General features: G+C 73.2%; 23 protein-coding genes. 17 read left to right on the top strand and 6 right to left on the bottom strand.

Annotated features, from left to right (window positions below; translation table 11 throughout):
• Positions 1-117: 117 nt before the first annotated feature.
• The 3 genes from ACQP04_RS05900 to ACQP04_RS05890 all read right to left on the bottom strand — a co-directional run bounded on the left by ACQP04_RS05900 (position 118) and on the right by ACQP04_RS05890 (position 2658).
• On the bottom strand, positions 118-765 hold the full coding sequence (locus tag ACQP04_RS05900) for a DUF732 domain-containing protein (RefSeq protein ID WP_433506049.1): 648 nt from the start codon (positions 763-765) through the stop codon (positions 118-120).
• A 450-nt stretch (positions 766-1215) separates the two neighbouring features.
• The gene (locus ACQP04_RS05895; RefSeq protein WP_433506048.1) at positions 1216-1890 is read right to left on the bottom strand and encodes a YdcF family protein; all 675 of its coding nucleotides are present in this window, start codon (positions 1888-1890) and stop codon (positions 1216-1218) included.
• A 3-nt stretch (positions 1891-1893) separates the two neighbouring features.
• The gene (locus ACQP04_RS05890) at positions 1894-2658 is read right to left on the bottom strand and encodes a GntR family transcriptional regulator (RefSeq protein WP_433506047.1); all 765 of its coding nucleotides are present in this window, start codon (positions 2656-2658) and stop codon (positions 1894-1896) included.
• A 192-nt stretch (positions 2659-2850) separates the two neighbouring features.
• Between ACQP04_RS05890 and ACQP04_RS05885 the strand changes: the two genes are divergently transcribed.
• The 9 genes from ACQP04_RS05885 (at position 2851) to ACQP04_RS05845 (ending at position 8631) form a co-directional block, all read left to right on the top strand.
• The gene (locus tag ACQP04_RS05885; RefSeq protein ID WP_433506046.1) at positions 2851-3231 is read left to right on the top strand and encodes a hypothetical protein; all 381 of its coding nucleotides are present in this window, start codon (positions 2851-2853) and stop codon (positions 3229-3231) included.
• A gap of 151 nt (positions 3232-3382) precedes the next feature.
• Positions 3383-3580 (top strand): hypothetical protein, encoded by a 198-nt coding sequence (locus ACQP04_RS05880; protein ID WP_433506045.1) that lies wholly within the window; start codon positions 3383-3385, stop codon positions 3578-3580.
• Positions 3571-3774 carry a hypothetical protein gene (locus ACQP04_RS05875; RefSeq protein ID WP_433506044.1) on the top strand — a complete coding sequence of 68 codons (204 nt, stop codon included), beginning with the start codon at positions 3571-3573 and terminating at the stop codon, positions 3772-3774. Before ACQP04_RS05880 ends, ACQP04_RS05875 begins: the two co-directional genes overlap by 10 nt.
• 2 nt (positions 3775-3776) lie before the next feature.
• Positions 3777-5204 (top strand): FtsK/SpoIIIE domain-containing protein, encoded by a 1428-nt coding sequence (locus ACQP04_RS05870; protein ID WP_433506043.1) that lies wholly within the window; start codon positions 3777-3779, stop codon positions 5202-5204.
• Positions 5204-5419, top strand: coding sequence for a hypothetical protein (locus ACQP04_RS05865; RefSeq protein WP_433508308.1), 216 nt, complete (start codon positions 5204-5206; stop codon positions 5417-5419). The genes ACQP04_RS05870 and ACQP04_RS05865 overlap by 1 nt, the downstream gene beginning before the upstream one ends.
• Entirely contained in the window at positions 5416-5994 is a 579-nt protein-coding gene (locus tag ACQP04_RS05860; protein WP_433506042.1) for a hypothetical protein, read from the top strand. The genes ACQP04_RS05865 and ACQP04_RS05860 overlap by 4 nt, the downstream gene beginning before the upstream one ends.
• Positions 5991-7316: a replication initiator gene (locus ACQP04_RS05855; RefSeq protein ID WP_433506041.1), complete on the top strand. Its 1326-nt coding sequence runs from the start codon at positions 5991-5993 to the stop codon at positions 7314-7316. The genes ACQP04_RS05860 and ACQP04_RS05855 overlap by 4 nt, the downstream gene beginning before the upstream one ends.
• Complete coding sequence (locus ACQP04_RS05850) at positions 7313-7495, top strand: helix-turn-helix transcriptional regulator (protein ID WP_345383418.1); 183 nt, start codon at positions 7313-7315, stop codon at positions 7493-7495. The genes ACQP04_RS05855 and ACQP04_RS05850 overlap by 4 nt, the downstream gene beginning before the upstream one ends.
• Positions 7495-8631, top strand: a complete 1137-nt coding sequence (locus tag ACQP04_RS05845; RefSeq protein WP_433506040.1) for a tyrosine-type recombinase/integrase — start codon at positions 7495-7497, stop codon at positions 8629-8631. Before ACQP04_RS05850 ends, ACQP04_RS05845 begins: the two co-directional genes overlap by 1 nt.
• A 28-nt stretch (positions 8632-8659) precedes the next feature.
• Here ACQP04_RS05845 and ychF read toward each other — a convergent pair whose 3' ends face one another.
• Positions 8660-9733 (bottom strand): redox-regulated ATPase YchF, encoded by a 1074-nt coding sequence (ychF, locus tag ACQP04_RS05840; protein WP_433506039.1) that lies wholly within the window; start codon positions 9731-9733, stop codon positions 8660-8662.
• A gap of 67 nt (positions 9734-9800) precedes the next feature.
• Complete coding sequence (locus ACQP04_RS05835) at positions 9801-10439, bottom strand: sigma-70 family RNA polymerase sigma factor (RefSeq protein ID WP_433506038.1); 639 nt, start codon at positions 10437-10439, stop codon at positions 9801-9803.
• Positions 10440-10661: 222 nt separating this feature from the next.
• On the opposite strand from ACQP04_RS05835, the gene ACQP04_RS05830 reads away from it, so the two are divergent.
• The 5 genes from ACQP04_RS05830 to ACQP04_RS05810 all read left to right on the top strand — a co-directional run bounded on the left by ACQP04_RS05830 (position 10662) and on the right by ACQP04_RS05810 (position 15602).
• A complete protein-coding gene (locus ACQP04_RS05830; protein WP_433506037.1) occupies positions 10662-11129 on the top strand; it encodes a hypothetical protein in 468 nt (155 codons plus the stop codon).
• A 161-nt stretch (positions 11130-11290) separates the two neighbouring features.
• Positions 11291-12784: an AlkA N-terminal domain-containing protein gene (locus ACQP04_RS05825; RefSeq protein WP_433506036.1), complete on the top strand. Its 1494-nt coding sequence runs from the start codon at positions 11291-11293 to the stop codon at positions 12782-12784.
• On the top strand, positions 12781-13272 hold the full coding sequence (locus ACQP04_RS05820; protein ID WP_433506035.1) for a methylated-DNA--[protein]-cysteine S-methyltransferase: 492 nt from the start codon (positions 12781-12783) through the stop codon (positions 13270-13272). Before ACQP04_RS05825 ends, ACQP04_RS05820 begins: the two co-directional genes overlap by 4 nt.
• Positions 13273-13422: 150 nt before the next feature.
• Positions 13423-15003: a DNA recombination protein RmuC gene (gene rmuC / locus ACQP04_RS05815; protein ID WP_433506034.1), complete on the top strand. Its 1581-nt coding sequence runs from the start codon at positions 13423-13425 to the stop codon at positions 15001-15003.
• On the top strand, positions 15000-15602 hold the full coding sequence (locus ACQP04_RS05810; RefSeq protein ID WP_433506033.1) for a DUF6542 domain-containing protein: 603 nt from the start codon (positions 15000-15002) through the stop codon (positions 15600-15602). Before rmuC ends, ACQP04_RS05810 begins: the two co-directional genes overlap by 4 nt.
• Here the strand turns inward: ACQP04_RS05810 and ACQP04_RS05805 are convergent.
• Positions 15532-16500 (bottom strand): 4-hydroxy-3-methylbut-2-enyl diphosphate reductase, encoded by a 969-nt coding sequence (locus ACQP04_RS05805; protein WP_433506032.1) that lies wholly within the window; start codon positions 16498-16500, stop codon positions 15532-15534. The genes ACQP04_RS05810 and ACQP04_RS05805 overlap by 71 nt on opposite strands.
• Before the next feature lie 102 nt (positions 16501-16602).
• Between ACQP04_RS05805 and ACQP04_RS05800 the strand changes: the two genes are divergently transcribed.
• From ACQP04_RS05800 to ACQP04_RS05790, 3 genes are read left to right on the top strand one after another with little or no spacing between them, the layout of a single operon-like run.
• Positions 16603-17262 carry a lipid droplet-associated protein gene (locus ACQP04_RS05800; protein WP_433506031.1) on the top strand — a complete coding sequence of 220 codons (660 nt, stop codon included), beginning with the start codon at positions 16603-16605 and terminating at the stop codon, positions 17260-17262.
• Entirely contained in the window at positions 17259-18494 is a 1236-nt protein-coding gene (gene xseA, locus ACQP04_RS05795) for an exodeoxyribonuclease VII large subunit (protein ID WP_433506030.1), read from the top strand. The genes ACQP04_RS05800 and xseA overlap by 4 nt, the downstream gene beginning before the upstream one ends.
• On the top strand, positions 18487-18705 hold the full coding sequence (locus tag ACQP04_RS05790; protein WP_433506029.1) for an exodeoxyribonuclease VII small subunit: 219 nt from the start codon (positions 18487-18489) through the stop codon (positions 18703-18705). The genes xseA and ACQP04_RS05790 overlap by 8 nt, the downstream gene beginning before the upstream one ends.

Below are 18705 nucleotides of genomic sequence, written 5' to 3'. Positions count from 1 at the left end.
CACGCCTCGTCCGGCGCGGCCGCGGAGCCGCCGCCTTGATCAGGTAGAGAAAGTCTGAACCCCAAGGCCGACGGGCACGCTATGTGCGAGCTGGCAGCTGGGCACGAGTGCCGCCGCTCATCCCTGCTTCATCCAGCTGCAGCCGCCGGAGAGCTGGACATACTCGCCCTTCTTGGCGGTGAAGCGGGCAGGGCCGGATCCATAGTTGTTGGCGATGATGTTGGAGCCCGCGTCGTCCTTCAGGCGAGCCCAGTAGCAGGCACTCCCACCGCTGCCGCCAGACGTCTTCCAGGTTCCCGCCGTCAGGTCCTCGCCGACGAGGTAGGTGCCGTCCGACACCGTGTTGACAGTGGAACTGCTCGCGGGTGGGACAGCTGCCGTGGCTACCGCTCCACCGGTAGTGACGGATGGGAAGGCGTACTGCGGGCAGAGGTTGCGGTGCGCGGCGTCGACGAAGACCTCCATCACCTGCGGGCCGTACTTCGACTGGCCGAGCTGGGCGATCAGGTCGGCCCGCGAGAACTGCTGATAGGCCATGACCTCACACGCACCGCGACCGATACCGATCATGTCGGACTCGGACATGGTCGACGTAAGGCCTGGTGTGTCCAAGACGTCGCCGACGAAGGCCTGCTCTGGGGTGCGCTGCAGAGCGGGTGGTGGGTTCGTCGGGGTCGGCACAGCGGCGGTGGTAGTCGGTGCTGGACTGCCCGTCACGAGGCCGACGATGACAACCAACAGAATGAGCGCGCCGATGCCGCCCACGACGAACGGCCATCTCCTGCGCTTAGACGCCATGGGAGCAGGCGCAGGGGACGGAACAGACCCTCGCTGCTGAGGCACCCGGGGGAACTGGAGCGTGGGCGGTTCAGCGCCGTCCCAGGCCGAAGGTTGGTCGGTCTCCCAAGGAGACCTTGGCGGGTTCGTCACAGGAGGCCCCCCGGGGCACTTAGGGCGGAAGCTGCCCGTTCGTCGGGGCTGTTCGGGCCACCGTTACGACCGCAACCCGCGCCTCCGCAGGAAGTCCCTGATCTTGCGGTCGCCCCGTTGAGGAAATACCCACTTTTGATGATCGTGGGCGCGCGTCGGCGGCGGACGAAGCGAGTCAGTACCGACCCGCGGCTTCCCACCTCTGTTTGTCGCATGCCTCGGCCATACATCCGCGCGGCGCCACTGGATCACGATGCCTAGGTGTGACCAGCTTCGCGATCTTGGCTAGCCGGCGAGGAGGCGGTCTGTGTAGCCGCGAGCGATGAGCAGGGACATCGCGTCTCGGGCCTCGGCGGGGATCTGCTCGGGCGCCGAAAATCCGCGCTCCGCGTAGACCTCGATGCGCTGGGTGTCGCCGACGAGCATGGAGATCACGCGGTGCTCGTCGCCGATGCTGGCGATGTAGTCGCGCAGCCCCATCGACGCGCCAGCGGTGACGACCTCGACCTCAGGCCACAGCTGGCGGCAGGTGGCACGGGCTCGACGCTGTTGGTACGGCCGGCTGATGAGGGTCGCTGTGTGCACCTGGTGCCCGGCAGCCGCGAGCAGCTCGTGGGTGCGGGTGATGTTCTCGCCCGTGTTGGTGGCCTGGTCCTCGACGAGGATCGCGTCGGCAGGGACGCCCAGTTCGATGGCGTGCTCGCGATAGTGCACGGCCTCGCCGCGCGGGAACCGGTCGAGAGTGGTGGGGGCGTTGGCGCCGGTGAAGACGATCAACGGGAAGAGGCCGCGGTGGTAGAGCTCGGCAGTGGTGCTGGCAACGGAGAGGTCATGGCTGCCGAGTCCGATGCCGACGTCGCTGCGGGTGTCGGTGCCGGTGTCGAGGCGGTGGTAGTTCCACAGGGTCTCGACGGCGTGGGCGATCTCGGGGTCGTCGAGGGCTGAGCTGGTGCGCGACATGGCTCAGTCGGGGATCTGGAAGCTGTAGGTCCAGGAGAAGCGGCTGGCGGCGTGGACTCCGCGGGCGAACTCCACACAGCGGCCGTCGGCGGTAAAGGTCTGGCGCTCCAGGATCATCACCGGCTCTCCCGCGGGCAGCTCGAGGGTCTCAATCTCGTCCTGGGTGGGCATGCGCGAGTGGATAGTCTCTGTCATCCTCTCGGGCTCCATGCCCTTCGAGGTGAGCACGCCGAAGCCACCTCCGCCGGGGACAGGCCCGGGCGTGGGGTCGACGATCGGGGTGCCCTCGACGTCCTCGGGACGGTAGTAGCTGGCGAGGGTGTGGGTCGGCTGGCCGTCGTCCTTGACCAGGCGGGCGCGCTCATAGACCTCCGCGCCAGGCTCGACGTCGAGCGCCTTCGCGATGGTGTCGTCAGCGGGAACCTTGCTGATGGTCTGAGTCTGATCGCCCGGCTTCCACGGCACACCCGAGGCCTCACGGTCGGCGGAGAAGCCGATGATCCCGGCCTTCCAGCGGCTCTTGGCGTAGCGCTCGGTCCCAAGCCGGCGCATCGGCGGCCGCGCCCGCACCACCGTGCCTCGGCGGCGGATGGGCGTCACCAGGCCTTCGGCTTCGAGCTGGGCGACGGCCTTACGCACGGTGTGGATGTTGACCTCGTGGCGCGCGGCGATCTCGTCCTGCTTAGGCAGGGTCGAGCCCGGCGGGTACTCCCCCGCCTCGATCGCCGACCGCAGAGCGTCAGCGACGTCCCGGTAGCCGCTCGCCACGTCACCTCCGTCATCAGTACCCGCTGACCAGCGGAAACCCGTAGCAAGGTCAGATCGCTCCGTACCTACCGTCAAGGCTAGCCCTATGCCATCCGAGCGATAGAGCTATCTCTGTTTGACAGCTGGCTTGCACCCGTGCTCCACTAGGCGAGCCCGATAGAGATAGCTCAATCCGAGTCGGAGGCCCACCCGATGCGAGACATCCCCGTCAACCTTGGCGGCTACAAGCTGACCGTCGTCGAGCCGCCCGCCCCGAAGATGCGCGAGGACGCCAACGGCGCTCAGGTGCCGGTGACAGACAAGGACGGCGCCACCCAGTTCACGGTGTCGTTGTTCGCGAAGCTGCGGGTCAAGCCGGGCGAGCGTGCGCCGAAGGGCGAGGAGATCAAGGTGACCCTCGGGACCGACCCCGGCCCCGACTTCGGCGAGGACGCCCGCGTCGAGCTGATCGACGCCCGTGTCACCCCGTACCAGATGGAGACCGCCGGGCGGGTCAACGCCGGGCTCGCCTGGCGGGCGATGGGCATCAAGCACGCCGCCGCCCCGACTCCGCGTCCCTCCGGGGACAAGTAGCCCCCGGCCTGACGGCCCATCCTTCAGCGGCCTGATCCGGCCGCTCCCGGGCACGGGGCAGCCGACCCCCTTCTGATCGGCGAAATCGCAGCACTTCCGCACTGGCTGCCCCCTGCCCGAAAACAGGCCACCCACCAAGGAAGGCCAGCCGATGAGCACCTGTCTCGACTGCACGGGCTCCGGCTCGTGCGACACCTGCGACGGCTACGGCACCACCGCCGAGACCCACCCCGGCGCCGGCGACGCCCGCCCCTGCCCGGCCTGCCCCGGGGACGGCGTCTGCCCCGGCTGCCACGGCACCGGGATCCCCTGCACCGCCACCGCTCCTGAGGAGTCGCTATGCCACTGACCACCGCACGCACCAGCCACGGCCGGGTCCGCCAGCCCACTCACGGCGTCGGCCGCCTGGTGCGCCGACTCGACCGCGAACGCCGTCGGTTCCTCCACGCCACTGCCCCGGAGATCCCGACTGAGCAGGCCTGGCGCGCCGGGGTCGCCGAGGGCCTGCGTCTGGCCCAGCTCGCCATCCGCAAGGGAGTCTGACCATGGCTCGCCCCGCTAACCGCCCGTCCCTGCGCCACCACCGCGCACGCCACGACGTCCGCCATTCCTCCCGCCGGGTCGGTGGCGAGTTCCGCGGCCTGGCCTGGCTGGTCCGGCATCCGCTGTTCGCCCTCGTCCCGGCCGCCCTGATCGCTGCCGCGGTTCTGGTCGGCGCCCTCCCGACCCTGATCGCGGTCGCCGCGATGGCGCTCATGGTCGTGGTCTGGGGCCGGCTGCACCCGCCCTCGTTCGACCGCCTCGCCGCCCCGACGCTGCGCGCGACCTGGCGGCGCTGGACCACCTACCGCGGCCGGCGCTGGGCCACCCTGCTCGCCGACTGCGGACTCGCCCAGACCAACCACCACACCGGACACATCGACGCCCCCCGCGTGCTGCGCGTCCGCTCCGCGACACCCTCGATCGACACCCTGCGCATCCGGCTGACCCGGGGCCAGGACCTCACGCTTTGGACCGGCCGCACCGAACCGCTCGCCGACGCCCTCGGCGCCCACCGAGTCGCTGTCGCGCGCCAGCGGCCCGGGGTGCTGAACGTCGTCGTCGAGCGGGACATGCCGTTCCGGTTCGCCATCCCGGCGCCGACCATCCCGGCCTCGGCGGAATCGGTGGATCTGACGGCGCTGCCGGTCGGCGAGGACGAATACGGCCACCCGTTCACGCTCGGGGTCCCGGGTCGACACGTGGTGGTGGCCGGCGCATCGGGGTCCGGGAAGGGCTCGCTGATCTGGTCCCCGCTGCGCGCCATGGGACCGGCCATCCGCGACGGCCTGGTCCGCGTGCACGTGATCGACCTCAAGGGCGGGGCCGAGACCCGCCGCGGCGTCCCGCTGTTCCACCGCCACGCCACCACCGCCGCCGAGGCGATCGCGCTGCTCACCGACGCCCGCGACGAGATGAAGGCCCGCCAGCAGCACATGGCCGACCACGGCCTGCGCCGCCTCGAGGTCAGCACCGAGACCCCGCTCGACCTGGTCGTGATCGACGAGATGGCGATGCTCACCGCCTACGGCGAACGCGCCGACGTCCGCGAGGCCCTGCGGCTGCTCGCCGAGATCCTCACCCAAGGCCGGGCCTGCCTCACCGCGGTGATGGGCTACGTGCAGGAACCGACCAAGGACGTCGTCGACGTCCGGGAGCTGTTCACCACCCGGATCTGCCTCGGCGTCACCGCCGCCTCGCACGTCGACATGGTCCTCGGCGACGGAGCCCGGGACCGCGGCGCGCTGGCCGACGAGATCCCCGGCGACGAGGCCCACGCCGGGATCGGCTACATGATCGACCAACGATCGCGACTCCCGATCCGCTTCCGCGCCTGCCAGGTCACCGACGACGAGATCGACGAGCTCGTCGCCCGCTGCGCCCCGCCCGCGCCGCCGGAGCTGCGCGCAATCGACAGCACGGAGGCGGCGTGATGTGGACCGTCACCGGATGGGCCGCCGCGACCTGGCTCAAGACCACCGTCACGCTCGCCGCCGTCCTCGGGGTGCTCTGGCTCGTGCTCGGCACCGGCTCCGGCTGGTTCTGGGCCGCGGTCGTCGGCGCCGTCCTGGTCGAGTGGCAGACCACCCGCGCGCTGGCCGTTGAGTGGGGCAGCGAAGCCCGCTACGCCTGGTGGTGGACCCGATGAGCCCGTTCCCCCGCTCGCGCCGGGAGATCGCCGGTCAAGACCTGCTCTTCGACGACGACCTGACCGATCGGGTCCTGCGCGACGCTGCCGACCCCGGGTTCGTCCTGGTCGGCATCAGCGACAGCGTGCACACCCGTCACGTCGGCACCCGGGCCACCGAGCACGCCATCCCCACCCGCCCGGACGTGGCGGCCACCGTGCACCAGTTGCTTGCCGCCGGTCGCCTCGTCCCCGGCTCCCGGGTCAGCGTGACCGTCGACGGGCGCCCGGAGCCCGAGGCCGCGACCGCGGTCGACGTCCCGGCCACCGCCGCGAGCGGGCCGGCGCCCGGGGATCGGGTGCTCGTCCACGTCGACGTCGTCCGGCCGGGCCTGAGGCTGGTCACCTGCGGACCGGCGGGCTTCTCCGGCTCGATCGTCCGCGAGGACGGCGCCTACCTCGTCGAGACCGAGGCCGGCGACGTCGTCGGGCGCGCCCGCTCCTACCGCGCCGGGGCCGAACGCCTGGCCCGTCACCACGGCTTCGTCGCGGACCCGGTCGAGATCGAACACGAGCACGAGGTGTACGCCCGATGACAGACCTGGATCTGAGCAACCGTCTGCGCTCCTTCGACTACCCGGCCTGGCGCGCCCGCATGGAAGCCACCGGCGGCTGCGCCCACCCGGTCCGCCTGCGCGGCTCGTCCACCATCACCACCACCGACGGCCGCGTCCTGGCCCAGCGCACCGGCGAGGTCTGGGCGCCCTGCGGGAACCGACGCGACACCGTCTGCCCGTCCTGCTCGGACCGCTACGCCGCCGACGCCTTCCACCTCATCCGCGCCGGACTCGCCGGAGCCGAGCGCGGCGTCCCGGCCTCGGTCACCGACCGGCCGCGGGTGTTCCTGACGCTGACCGCGCCCTCGTTCGGGCCGGTCCACACCCGACGGCTCACCGCCCGCGGCCGCGTTATCTCGTGCTCCTGCGGGACCCACCACCAGGCCAACGACCCGAACGTCGGCGGGCCCGTCGACCACGACAGCTACGACTACGAAGCCGCGGTGCTCTGGCAGGCCCACGCCGGGAAGCTCTGGCACCGCTTCACCATCGCGCTGCGCCGGGCCCTCGCCGCCCGGCTCGGCGTTTCCGGGCGCCGCTTCGGACAGCTCGCCCGCCTCTCCTACGCCAAGGTCGCCGAGTACCAACGCCGCGGCCTTGTCCACTTCCACGCGGCCATCCGCCTCGACGGCCCCGACGGGCCCTCTGATCCCCCACCGGCCGGCATCGACGGCGAGAGCCTCCGCGACGCAATCCAAGAAGCCGCCACCGCGACCGCCCTCGACTTCGAACGGCCCGACGGGACAACGTTGCGCCTGAGGTGGGGCGCCCAGCTCGACCTGCGTGAGATCACCCCCACCGCGCACGAGGCCGTCACCGACGACGACGGCGAGATCACCGACACCCGCCTCGCCGGCTACATCGCCAAGTACGCCACCAAGGGCACCGGCAAGACCGACGGCCACCCGGACCGGCCCATCCGTTCGCTGGCCCACCTCGAGCGCATGGCCCTCGCCACGCACCACCGGCGCCTCATCGAGACCGCCTGGCACCTCGGCGGACTCACCCAGTACGCGGAACTCAACCTCCGCAAATGGGCCCACATGCTTGGCTTCCGCGGCCACTTCCTCACCAAGAGCCGCGCCTACTCCACCACCTTCCGCACCATCCGCCACGAGCGCCGCGCCTGGCGCCTGACCGAACAGCTCGATCAGCTCGGCCACCCCGCCGACGAACCCGTGATCGTCGTCAACGACTGGCACCTCGTCGGCATCGGCCACCACACCGACGCCGACCGCGAACTCGCCCTCGCCCACGCCGAACGCATCCGAGAACTGCGCACGACCAGGAGGACGTCATGACCGAGCAGCTTTGGGGCATCAAGGACGTCGCCGAGTTCCTCCGTGTACCCGTCCAGACGCTCTACCAGTGGCGTAGCCGCAACTACGGACCTCGTGGCATCAGGGTCGGCCGCCACGTTCGCTACCGCCCCCAGGACGTCCGTGCGTGGGTCGATTCACTTGTCCATGAGGCCGTGTAGTGGCCAGCATCCGGAAGCTGCCCGACGGACGATGGCAGGCGCAGTACCGGCCGGTCCCGGGCGGCAAGCAGATCACCCGCACGACCAAGCGGAAGACCGACGCGCAACGGTGGCTCGACGAACAAACCACCGCGCTCGTCAGCGGCAACTATGTGGACCCGAACGCCGGCCGGGTCACCTTCGGCGAGTACTTCGAGCGCTGGGCCGCACGGCAGCTCTGGGCGCCTGGCACCGAACGCGCGATGAGTCTCGCCGCGCGCTCGGTGACCTTCTGGGACGTCCCGATGCGGTCCCTGCTGCGCTCCCATGTCGAGGCCTGGGTCAAGCACATGCAGACGATGGACCGAGGCCCTGGACAGCCGCCGGGCCTGGCTCCCGGCACGATCCGGACCCGCTTCAACAACGTGCGGGCCACACTGCGCGGAGCAGTCAAGGACCGGGTGATCGCTGCCGATCCCGGCGAGGGCGTCCGGCTGCCGCGAGCACGACGCGCGGACGCCGCCATGCAGCTCCCCACCGCCGCCCAGGTCCGCACGCTGCTCGACTCGGCCGGCAGGGATTTCCGTACGTTCGTGGCTCTGGCCGCCTTCGCGGGGCTCCGGCTCGGCGAGGCTGCCGCGCTCAAGGTCGGAGACTTCGACCTCGACGACCGCCGGCTCGTCGTGCACCGCCAGGTCCAGCGCGAGCGCGGCGGCGGGGTCGAGATCCGCGCTCCCAAGTACGGCAGCGAACGGACGATCTACCTCGCCGATGGCCTGGTCACGATCGTCCGGGGGCACGTTGCCCGGCTACGCGGCCTGGGCACCGACCGGTGGCTGTTCCACGGGGAGAACGGCAACCCGCCGCACCAGAACACCGTGGGCTACTGGTGGCGGAAGACGCGCACCATTGCGGGCTGCCCGACGACCAAGCTGCACGACCTCCGGCATTTCTACGCGTCCGGTCTGATCGCCGCGGGCTGCGACGTCGTGACGGTCCAGCGCTCCCTCGGGCACTCCAGCGCGACCGTCACCCTGAACACCTACGCGCACCTGTGGCCGACCGCCGAGGACCGCACGCGCGCCGCCGCAGCGGCCATACTCGGCGAGGTCTTCGCGCCTATTGACGAACAGCTGACGAACGACGGAGCCGCATAGCGAACTGACCAGGCGAAACAGCCCGAGGTCAGACGTTGAAGCGGAACTCCACCACGTCCCCGTCCTGCATGACGTAGTCCTTGCCCTCCATCCGCACCTTGCCCGCGGACTTGGCGGCGTGCATCGAGCCGGCGTCGACGAGGTCGGAGTAGGAGACGATCTCGGCCTTGATGAAGCCCTTCTCGAAGTCCGAGTGGATCACGCCGGCGGCCTGGGGGGCGGTGTCGCCCTGGTGGATCGTCCAGGCGCGCGCCTCCTTGGGCCCGGCGGTGAGGTAGGTCTGGAGGCCCAGGGTGCGGAAGCCGGCGCGGGCGAGCGAGTACAGGCCGGGCTCGGGCTGGCCGATCGACTCGAGCAGCTCGCGGGCCGACTCCTCGTCGAGCTCCAGCAGCTCGGACTCGACCTTGGCGTCGAGGAACACGGCCTCGGCGGGCGCGACGAGGTCGGTGAGCTCCTTCTTGCGGGTCTCGTCCGTGAGGACGCCCTCGTCGGCGTTGAACACGTAGAGGAACGGCTTGGTGGTCAGCAGGGTCAGCTCGCGCAGCGGGGCGGGGTCCACGCCGGCCTGGAACAGCGTGCGGCCCGAGTTGAGGACCTCCGCGGCGGCCTCGGCCGCGGCCAGGACCTCCCGGCGGTCCTTCTGCATCCGGGCCTCCTTGGTCAGCCGCGGGATCGCCTTCTCCAGCGTCTGCAGGTCGGCCAGGATCAGCTCGGTCGAGATCGTCTCGATGTCCGCGGCGGGGTCGACCTTGCCGTCGACGTGGACCACGTCGTCGTCGGCGAACACCCGCACGACCTGGCAGATCGCGTCGGACTCGCGGATGTTGGCGAGGAACTTGTTGCCCAGCCCGGCGCCCTCGGAGGCGCCCTTCACGATCCCGGCGATGTCGACGAACGAGACCGTGGCCGGCACGACCTTGGCCGAGGCGAACATCTCGGCCAGCTTGTCCAGCCGGGAGTCCGGCAGCGGCACCACCCCGACGTTGGGCTCGATCGTGGCGAACGGGTAGTTCGCCGCGAGCACGTCGTTGCGCGTCAGGGCGTTGAACAGGGTCGACTTGCCGACGTTGGGCAGCCCGACGATGCCGAGGGTGAGGGACACGAGCGTCCAGGGTAGTCGTCCCGCCCCGCCGGCTCCGGACCCCTCGTACCGGACCCGGCGGGGCGAGTCACACGGCGGCGAGCTCCGGGGCCTGCCGCGGGACCGCGGGCGTGCTCTGCCGCTCCGCCAGGTAGCGGCGCAGGCTGGTCAGGGCGCGGTGCTGGGTGACGCGGACGGAGCCGGGTGTCGAGCCGAGCACGGCCGCGGTCTCGGCCGCCGACAGGCCCTCGATCAGCCGCAGCCTCAGCACGTCGCGGTGCCGCTCGGGCAGCCGGCCGAGCAGCCGCTGCACCATCCGCGCCTGCTCGGCGCGCAGGCTCAGCTCGTCCGGGGCGTCGGCGGTCGAGACGCTGTCCGGCACCTGGTCGGTGAGGTCGATGCGGGAGATGCCGCGCCGCCGCACGGTGTCGACGATCTTGTTGCGGGCGATCGTGAACGCCAGCGCCAGGAAGGGGCCCGAGTCCAGGTCCGCCTTCGGCAGCGCCTTGAACAGGGCGATCATCGTGTCCTGCGCCATGTCCTCGGCCGAGGTCGCGTCGCCGGCGCCCTGGGCGAGCCGCACGCGGCAGTAGCGCAGCACCGGCGGGTGCACCGCGGCCATCAGGTCCTCGCAGGCGCGGCGGTCGCCGGTCGCGGCGGCACGGGCGAGCCGGTCGATCCGGGCGGAGGGCTCCTCGGTCGCGGGTGCCTGGTCGGCGGGGCGCATGACGTCCTTCCCGACGACCGGGGCGTCCGGCCGTCACTGGAGAGACTTCTCCGACCCGCCGCCCGGATACATCCGGCGAGCCTGCCGAGCGGGAGCGGTGCTGCCCGCGGGTCGAGGGTGGTGCTGGCACCACCACCCGATCGGGTTTCGCTGCTCCGTCCGGGCTAACGCCCGCCGGCGGCAGTCGATAGCCCGGGTACCGGACGACGGAAGGGGCGGGACGTGGCGGCGGGTGCGGTAGGACGGACGGCGATCGCGGGGACGGTGCTGGCGGCGCTGTCCGGCAGCACGATGACGGCGGTCTCGCTGTCCACGACGAGCGCGCCCGTGCCGCTCCCGACCTTCGCCGCGGCCACGGTCCCCGAGGTCCCCGAGGTCCCGGCCGCGCCCGTCGCGGCCCCCGAACCCGCGGGGGCCGGTGTCGTCGACGGCGGCACGCTCGCCGCGATCGCGCTCACTCCCGCGATCGCGGCGGCGACGCAGCCCGTCGCGGCGCCGGTCCCCGCCGTCACCGAGCCCGTCGCCGTGGCCCGGCGGCAGAGCGCCGTGGCGGACCGCCGCCCGGGCGAGGGCCGGCGCGAGCGGGTGCGGCAGGCCGTCGCCGAACGCCTGTCCCCCGACACCCGCGCGAACATCCGCCGCGCCTGCGCGATGGGCATGCTCGACGGGGACCTCTGCCGTCTGGGCTAAGCCCCGCGCAACGGCTTCGGCGACCAGCAGCGGGAGACGGTGCACGCCGACGACCCTGGTGGCGCCGGGTGACCGGGCGATGAGAGCCAGATGACAACCCTCCCACGCATGTGTCCGATTCCCGCGAGAACGGGGTGGCGCGGGGTGGCAGAGTCGTCCCCGTGCTGGACATCGAACGCTGCTACCGGGCCGTCGCCGCGCGCGACCCGCGGTTCGACGGCGTCTTCATCACGGCGGTGCGCACGACCGGCATCTACTGCCGGCCCTCGTGCCCCGCGACCACACCCAAGCGCCGCAACGTCGAGTTCTTCCCGACCGCGGCCGCCGCGCAGCAGCAGGGCTACCGGGCCTGCCGACGCTGCCTGCCCGACGCCGTCCCGGGCTCGCCGGACTGGAACAGCCGGTCCGACCTCGCCGCTCGGGCCATGCGGCTCATCGCCGACGGCCTCGTCGAACGCTCCGGGGTCGCCGGCCTGGCCACCGCGCTGGGCTACTCGGAGCGCCACCTGACCCGGATCGTCACCGCCGAGCTCGGGGCGGGGCCGCTGGCCCTGGCCCGGGCGCACCGCGCCCACACCGCCCGCCTGCTCATCGAGACGACGCCGATGTCGATGGCGGACATCGCGTTCGCCGCCGGCTTCGCGAGCGTCCGCCAGTTCAACGACACCGTGCGCGAGGTCTACGCCGTCACGCCGAGCGTGCTGCGGCGGGAGTCCTCCGGACGCGACCCGGCGCCGGTCGCCGGGACGCTGAGCCTGCGGCTCCCGCACCGCGAGCCGTTCGACGCCGACGGGCTCCTCGCCCACTTCACCGGCCGCGCGCTGGCCGGGTCGGAGTCCGTGGCGGACGGGGTCTACCGGCGGACGCTCCGGCTGCCGCACGGCCCGGCCGTCGTCGCGCTGCGGCTCGGCGACCACACGCCGGGGCACGTGCGGGCGGAGCTGCGGCTCACCGAACCCCGCGACCTCGGTCCGGCGGTGGCGCGGCTGCGCCGGCTGCTGGACCTCGACGCGGACCCCGTCGCCGTCGACGAGCTGCTGGCCGCGGACCCGGCGCTGGCGCCCTCCGTGACGTCGACGCCCGGGATCCGGCTGCCGGGGGCGGCCGACGGGCTCGAGATCGCCGTCAAGGCCCTGCTCGGCCAACAGGTCTCGGTGTCCGCAGCGCGCACGACGGGCGCCCGGCTCGTCGCCGCACTCGGCGACCCGCTGCCCGCGGAGCTCGCCGGCGACGGCCCCGACCGCCTCTTCCCGTCGGCCGACCGGCTCGCCGAGCAGGTGGCCGAGACGGTGGGCGGCCCCGCCCGCCGGGCCGCCGCCCTCGCCGCGCTCGCGGCGGCCGTCGCGGACGGCACGCTCGTGCTCGACGCCGGGCGGGACCCCGCCGGCCTGCGGGCGGACCTGCAGGCCCTGCCCGGTGTGGGCCCCTGGACCGCCGGCTACGTCGCGATGCGGCTGCTCGGCGACCCCGACGAACCCCTGGTGTCCGATCTCGCCGTCCGCCGCGGTGCCGCGGCGCTGGGCCTGCCGTCCGACGTGGACGGCCTGACCCGGCACGCCGCCCGCTGGCGGCCCTGGCGGTCGTACGCCGCGACCCACCTCTGGCGCGCCGCCGCACGGCCGGCCGCCGACCCGACCGTCTGGAGGACGGCATGAGCACCTGCACGACCCTCGACACCCCCGACGGCCCGTTCACCGTGGTCGTCTCCGACGACGGGGCGGTCCTCGCCTCGGGCTGGACCGCCGACCTCGACGACCTGATCCCGCTCGTGCACCCCGCGATCCGGCCGTCCACCGTGGAGCCCGGCGCAGGCGGCGCGGCCGCCGACGCCGTGCGCGCCTACTACGCCGGCGAGCTGTCCGCCGTGGACGGTGTGCCGGTGCGGCAGCGGTCCGGCGCGTTCCTGGAGCACGCCTGGGACGTGCTGCGGCAGGTCCCGGCCGGTGGTCCGGTGACCTACACCGAGTTCGCCGCGAAGGCCGGGCGCCCGGCCGCGGTGCGCGCCGCCGCCTCGGCCTGCGCCCGCAACGCCGCCGCGCTCTTCGTGCCCTGCCACCGGATCCTGCGCACCGACGGGTCGCTCGGTGGCTTCCGCTGGGGCCTGCCGGTGAAGCGGTCCCTGCTCGACCGCGAATCCCGCTAACGCGAATCCCACCTGAGCGCGAATCCCACCTGAGCGAACGGCGCTCTCGCTGACACCTACTGAGCGAGAGCGCCGCTCGCTCCTGGTGGGACGGCGGCCGGTGCGCGCCGGTCCCGGGAATTGTCGGGGGTCGGGTGCACCCTGCTGATCGTGGATCTCTCGAACGCGCTGCCGCTCCTGCTCGCCGGGCTCCTCCTGGGCCTGGCGATCGGGGGCGGGCTGGCGTGGCTGCTGGCCGGGGCGCGGCACCGGGTCGCCACGGCGGAGGCCGCCCGCGCCACCGCCACCGCGTCGGCCGGCGCCCGGGCGGAGGCCGCGGCGTTCAAGGCCGAGCGGACCGGGCTGCTGGAGCGCATCGAGGAGCTGCACGAGGAGGTGCGCACCGCCACCGAGCGGCTGCGGCGCGCGGAGTCGGACGTGTCGGCCACCCGGGCCGCGCTGAGCAGCGAGCGCGAGGCGGCGCTGGAGCGCGAGCGGCTGCTCACCGCGCGGGACGCGGAGCTGCGCGAGACGTTCCAGGCGCTCTCGGCGGAGGCGTTGTCCCGCAACAACGAGCAGTTCGTGAGCCTCGCCGAGGGCCGCATCCGGGAGGCGGCCGCGGCGCTGCACGCCAAGGCGGAGCAGGACGAGGCGGCCCGCTCCACCGCGATCGGCAAGCTGCTGGACCCGATGGCGGCGGCCCTGCAGCGCGTCGAGGGCCAGCTGCGCACCGTGGAGCGCGAGCGGGAGGCGGCGTACGCGGGGCTCGTCGAGCAGGTCAAGGCCATGGCGCAGAACTCGGAGAAGCTGCGCGGCGAGACCCGGCAGCTGGTCACGGCGCTGCGCGCGCCGCAGGTCCGCGGGCGCTGGGGCGAGCTGCAGCTGGAGCGGATCGTGCAGCTCGCGGGCATGGTCGAGCACTGCGACTTCGCCACCCAGGTCTCCGGCGAGGGCGCGGCCGAGGGCCAGGGCGGGGTGCGGCCGGACATGCTCGTGCACCTCGCCGGCGGCAAGCAGATCGTGGTCGACGCCAAGGTGCCGTTCGCGGCGTACCTGGAGGCCGTGGAGACCGAGGACCCGGCGGTGCACCGCGAGAAGCTGCAGTCGCACGCGCGGCAGCTGCGGGCGCACGTGGACCAGCTGTCCGCCAAGGCCTACTGGGCGGCGTTCGAGCCGACGCCGGAGTTCGTGGTGCTGTTCGTGCCGGGCGACCCGTTCCTGGAGGCGGCGCTGCGGGCCGACCCCGCGCTGCTGGAGCACGCCTTCGGGCGCAACGTCGTCATCGCCACCCCCACCACGTTGATCGCGCTGCTGCGCACCGTCGCGTACGGGTGGCGGCAGGAGGCGTTGGCGCGCAACGCCGCACAGGTGCACCAGCTGGGCCGGGAGCTGCACGGCCGGCTCGCCACGATGGGCACGCACGTCGCGAAGCTCGGGCGCAGCCTCGACGGCGCGGTCGAGAGCTACAACCGCACCGTCTCCTCGCTGGAGGCGCGCGTGCTCGTCACGGCCCGGCGGCTCACCGAGCTCAGGGTGTCCGAAGGCGACCTCGAGGCCCCGGCGCCGGTCGAGCGGGTGCCGCGGGCGGTGTCGGCGCCCGAGCTGGTCGCCTCCGCGGGCGAGTCGCTGATCGCGCTGCACGAACTGGTGCCCGAGCCAGGAGCGCGGGAGACCACCCGGGAGGGTGACGGCGGTGGATGGCAGACGCGCGAGCAAGGCCCGGAGGGGCCACGGGCTACCGTGACCGGGTGACGTCGCGCGACCCCTCCCCGCGGTCCTCCGGCGGTTGGCCGGTCACCGAACGGTCCGCGTTGGCCACGGTCCTCGGCATCCCGCCCCTGGCGGCGATCGCGCTCGCCGTGGTGCTCACCGCGTTGGGCGTGTTCGTCGACGTGCTGCGGATCGGCACCCTCGGCGTGATCTTCGGGATCGCCTACGTGGTGGGCTGCGTCCTCGCCGTCGGCTGGGTGCGCCGCCGCAACCTCTTCGGCCCGGTGGTGCAGCCGCCGCTACTGGTGGCGGTGCTGGTGCCGGTGATCGTGCTGCTGGTCGGCCAGACCGGCCCCGGGCTCACCGAGACCGTGCTCATGGTCGGGGCGCCGCTGGTCAACGGCTTCCCGATCATGGCGGTGGCCACCGGGCTCACGCTGCTGATCGGCCTGCTGCGGCTGATCGTGCAGCGCACCGGCCCGGACGACGCCGTCAGCCGGCTCGGCCGCCTCGGGGTGCGCGGCCGGGACCGGGGCCCCACGGACCACGAGGAGGAGGACGAGCCGCGCGTCAGCGGCCGGCGCGGCTCGGCCGGAGCTCGCGGGGCAGGGCGAAGGTCAGGGTCTCCTCGGCGGTCGTGACCTCCTCGACCGACTCCCAGCCGCGCTCGGCGAGGAAGTCGAGGACCCCGCGCACCAGCACCTCCGGTACCGAGGCACCGCTCGTCACGCCGACGGTCCGCACGCCCTCGAGCCAGGACTCGTCGATCTCGCGGGCGTAGTCAATCAGGTGCGAGGCGCCGGCCCCGGCCTGCAGGGCGACCTCGACCAGCCGCACCGAGTTCGACGAGTTCGGCGAGCCGACGACCAGCACGAGGTCGCACTGCGGGGCCATGGCCTTCACCGCGACCTGACGGTTCTGGGTGGCGTAGCAGATGTCGTCGCTCGGCGGGTTCTGCAGCGTCGGGTAGCGCTCGCGCAGGGCTCGGACGGTGTCCATGGTCTCGTCGACCGACAGCGTGGTCTGCGAGAGCCAGACGACCTTCTCCGGGTCCCGCACGGTGACCTTCTCCGCGTCGGCGGCGCTCTCCACCAGCTGAATGTGGGTGGGGGCCTCGCCGGAGGTGCCCTCGACCTCCTCGTGGCCCGCGTGCCCGACCAGCAGGATGTCGTAGTCCTCGCGGGCGTACCGCTTGGCCTCCTGGTGCACCTTCGTGACCAGCGGGCAGGTGGCGTCGATGGTCTGCAGCGAGCGCGCCTTGGCCTCGTTGCGCACATCGGGTGACACCCCGTGCGCGGAGAAGACGACGATCGCGCCCTCCGGCACCTCGCTCGTCTCGTCGACGAACACGGCGCCGCGCTCGCTCAGCGTCTCCACGACGTGCTTGTTGTGCACGATCTGCTTGCGCACGTACACGGGCGCGCCGTGCTGCTCGAGCGCCTGCTCGACCGCCTCCACCGCGCGGTCCACGCCCGCGCAGTACCCGCGGGGCTTCGCGACGAGGACGCGCTTGCCGTCCGATCCGGCGGTACCACTCATGTCGACCAGGGTACGGGCGCCCGATCCCGGGCGCCGTGGGATGTGGGTTAGGTGACCCGCCCCGTGCTGCGGGGGGCGCCGATCACGGGGGACAATGCGCCCATGAGCCCGCTCCCGATGCCGGTGCGGATCGCCGCCGGCCTGGCCGCCACCGCCGTCGAGCAGGTCCGCGAGCTGCCGCGGCTGGTCGTCGAGTTCCCCGTGACCGCGGTCAGCCAGGCCCTCCAGGCGTCCATGCGCGTGCAGCAGAAGGTCACCGAGCTGGCGATCAAGGGCGACAAGGCCCTCGGTGCGTTCGGCCAGGCCCCGGAGGCCCCGGCCTGGGCGACCTTCGACGACGAGGTGGACGACACCGCGACCAACGGCCACGCCCCCGCGTCCCCGATCACGCCCAGCACCGATCTCGTGCCCGCGCCCTCGGCGGACGTCGAGCCCGCCGTCGAGCCCGAGCGCGCCGACGAGCCGGCCGCGGGGCGGCTCGAGGACCGCGTCGAGGGCGACCACCTCGCGCAGCCCGGCGACACCGTGGCCGGCGCGGCGATCGAGAGCATCGCCGAGCAGACGCTGGGCGACGAGGCCGACACCCCGCCCGCGGTCCTGCCCGAGTACCCCGGCATGAACCTGCACCAGCTGCGCGGCAAGCTGCGCAAGCTCGACCTGGCCGGCCTGCAGGCGCTGCTGATCTGGGAGACCTCGCACGAGAACCGGCCGCCCTTCGTCACGATGCTGTCGAACCGGATCACCACGGTCCGGGAGGGATGAGCGCCGGCCCGTCGACCGAGGAGTCGCCCTGGCCGGTCCGGACGGTCGCGCGGAAGATCTCCGAGTGGATCGACCGGCTGGGCGCGGTCTGGGTCGAGGGCCAGCTCGCACAGGTCACCGCACGCGCCGGCACGGGGACCGCGTTCCTGACCCTGCGCGACCCGGTGGCGAACGTGTCGCTGCAGCTCACGGCTCCGATGGCGCTCGTCGCCGAGCAGCGCGAGGTGGTCGCCGAGGGCAACCGGGTGATCGTCCACGGCAAGCCCTCCTTCTTCCCGGGCCGCGGCACGCTGAGCCTGCGCGTGGACCGGATCCGGGCGGTCGGGCTCGGTGAGCTGCTGGCCCGCATCGAGCGGCTGCGCCGGCTGCTGGCCGCGGAGGGCCTGTTCGATCCCGCCCGCAAGCGCCGGCTGCCCTTCCTGCCGCAGCGGATCGGGCTGATCACCGGCCGGGCGTCGGCGGCGGAGCACGACGTCGTCAGCAACGCCCGGGCCCGCTGGCCGGCGGTGGAGTTCCGGATCGAGAACACCGCCACCCAGGGCGGGCTGGCGGTCGGGCAGATCGTCGAGGCGCTCGAGATCCTGGACCGGGACCCGACGGTCGACGTCATCGTGCTCGCCCGCGGCGGCGGCAGCGTCGAGGACCTGCTGCCCTTCTCGGACGAGACGCTGTGCCGCGCCGTCGCCGGCTGCCGCACGCCGGTGGTGTCGGCGATCGGGCACGAGCCGGACACCCCGCTCGTCGACCACGTCGCCGACCTGCGGTGCTCCACCCCCACCGAGGCGGGCCGCCGGCTCGTGCCGGACCTCGCCGAGGAGATCGCCCGGATCACCGGGCTGCGCGACCGCGGCCGCCGTGCGCTGCACGGCTGGGTCGACCGCGAACAGCGGATGCTCGACGCGCTGCGGGCCCGGCCCGTGCTCGCCGACCCGTTGCGCGACATGGCCCGCCGGCACGAGGAGCTGGAGCGGCTGCGGGCGGCGACCCGCGCCGCCGTCGCGCGGCGGGTGGAGCGGGACTGCAGCGAGATCGCGCACCTGCAGGCCCGGCTCACCGCGCTCGGTCCGGGCGCGACGCTCGCCCGCGGCTACGCGATCGTCCAGCGGGTCACCGGCGACGAGATCCTGCCGGTGCTGCGCTCGACCGCCGAGGTCGCGCCGGCCGACCGGCTGCGCATCAGGGTCGGCGACGGGACCGTCCGGGCGGCCGTGGAGGATGGCCGCGATGAGTGAGCGTCCCCCGGTGGCCGGGCTCGGCTACGAGCAGGCCCGCGACGAGCTGGTCGAGGTCGTGCGCGCCCTGGAGACGGGCGGGCTGGGGCTCGACGAGACCGTCGCGCTCTGGGAGCGCGGCGAGGCGCTGGCCAAGCGGTGCGAGGAGTGCCTGGCCGGCGCGCGGGAGCGGGTGGAGAAGGCCCTCGCCGACGTCGAGGCCGAGGACTGA

The organism is Pseudonocardia halophobica, from assembly GCF_050948485.1.
GTDB lineage: Bacteria > Actinomycetota > Actinomycetes > Mycobacteriales > Pseudonocardiaceae > Pseudonocardia > Pseudonocardia halophobica.
Note: the sequence above shows the minus strand (reverse complement) of the source record. Positions and strands in the feature narration are given on the sequence as shown.

Coding starts and splice junctions, on each gene's coding strand:
- ACQP04_RS05895 (WP_433506048.1), bottom strand. CDS start 1,890: ATGTCGCGCACCAGCTCAGCCCTCGACGACCCCGAGATCGCCCACGCC.
- ACQP04_RS05885 (WP_433506046.1), top strand. CDS start 2,851: ATGCGAGACATCCCCGTCAACCTTGGCGGCTACAAGCTGACCGTCGTC.
- ACQP04_RS05880 (WP_433506045.1), top strand. CDS start 3,383: ATGAGCACCTGTCTCGACTGCACGGGCTCCGGCTCGTGCGACACCTGC.
- ACQP04_RS05875 (WP_433506044.1), top strand. CDS start 3,571: ATGCCACTGACCACCGCACGCACCAGCCACGGCCGGGTCCGCCAGCCC.
- ACQP04_RS05870 (WP_433506043.1), top strand. CDS start 3,777: ATGGCTCGCCCCGCTAACCGCCCGTCCCTGCGCCACCACCGCGCACGC.
- ACQP04_RS05865 (WP_433508308.1), top strand. CDS start 5,204: ATGTGGACCGTCACCGGATGGGCCGCCGCGACCTGGCTCAAGACCACC.
- ACQP04_RS05860 (WP_433506042.1), top strand. CDS start 5,416: ATGAGCCCGTTCCCCCGCTCGCGCCGGGAGATCGCCGGTCAAGACCTG.
- ACQP04_RS05855 (WP_433506041.1), top strand. CDS start 5,991: ATGACAGACCTGGATCTGAGCAACCGTCTGCGCTCCTTCGACTACCCG.
- ACQP04_RS05850 (WP_345383418.1), top strand. CDS start 7,313: ATGACCGAGCAGCTTTGGGGCATCAAGGACGTCGCCGAGTTCCTCCGT.
- ACQP04_RS05835 (WP_433506038.1), bottom strand. CDS start 10,439: ATGCGCCCCGCCGACCAGGCACCCGCGACCGAGGAGCCCTCCGCCCGG.
- ACQP04_RS05820 (WP_433506035.1), top strand. CDS start 12,781: ATGAGCACCTGCACGACCCTCGACACCCCCGACGGCCCGTTCACCGTG.
- ACQP04_RS05805 (WP_433506032.1), bottom strand. CDS start 16,500: ATGAGTGGTACCGCCGGATCGGACGGCAAGCGCGTCCTCGTCGCGAAG.
- ACQP04_RS05800 (WP_433506031.1), top strand. CDS start 16,603: ATGAGCCCGCTCCCGATGCCGGTGCGGATCGCCGCCGGCCTGGCCGCC.
- xseA (WP_433506030.1), top strand. CDS start 17,259: ATGAGCGCCGGCCCGTCGACCGAGGAGTCGCCCTGGCCGGTCCGGACG.
- ACQP04_RS05790 (WP_433506029.1), top strand. CDS start 18,487: ATGAGTGAGCGTCCCCCGGTGGCCGGGCTCGGCTACGAGCAGGCCCGC.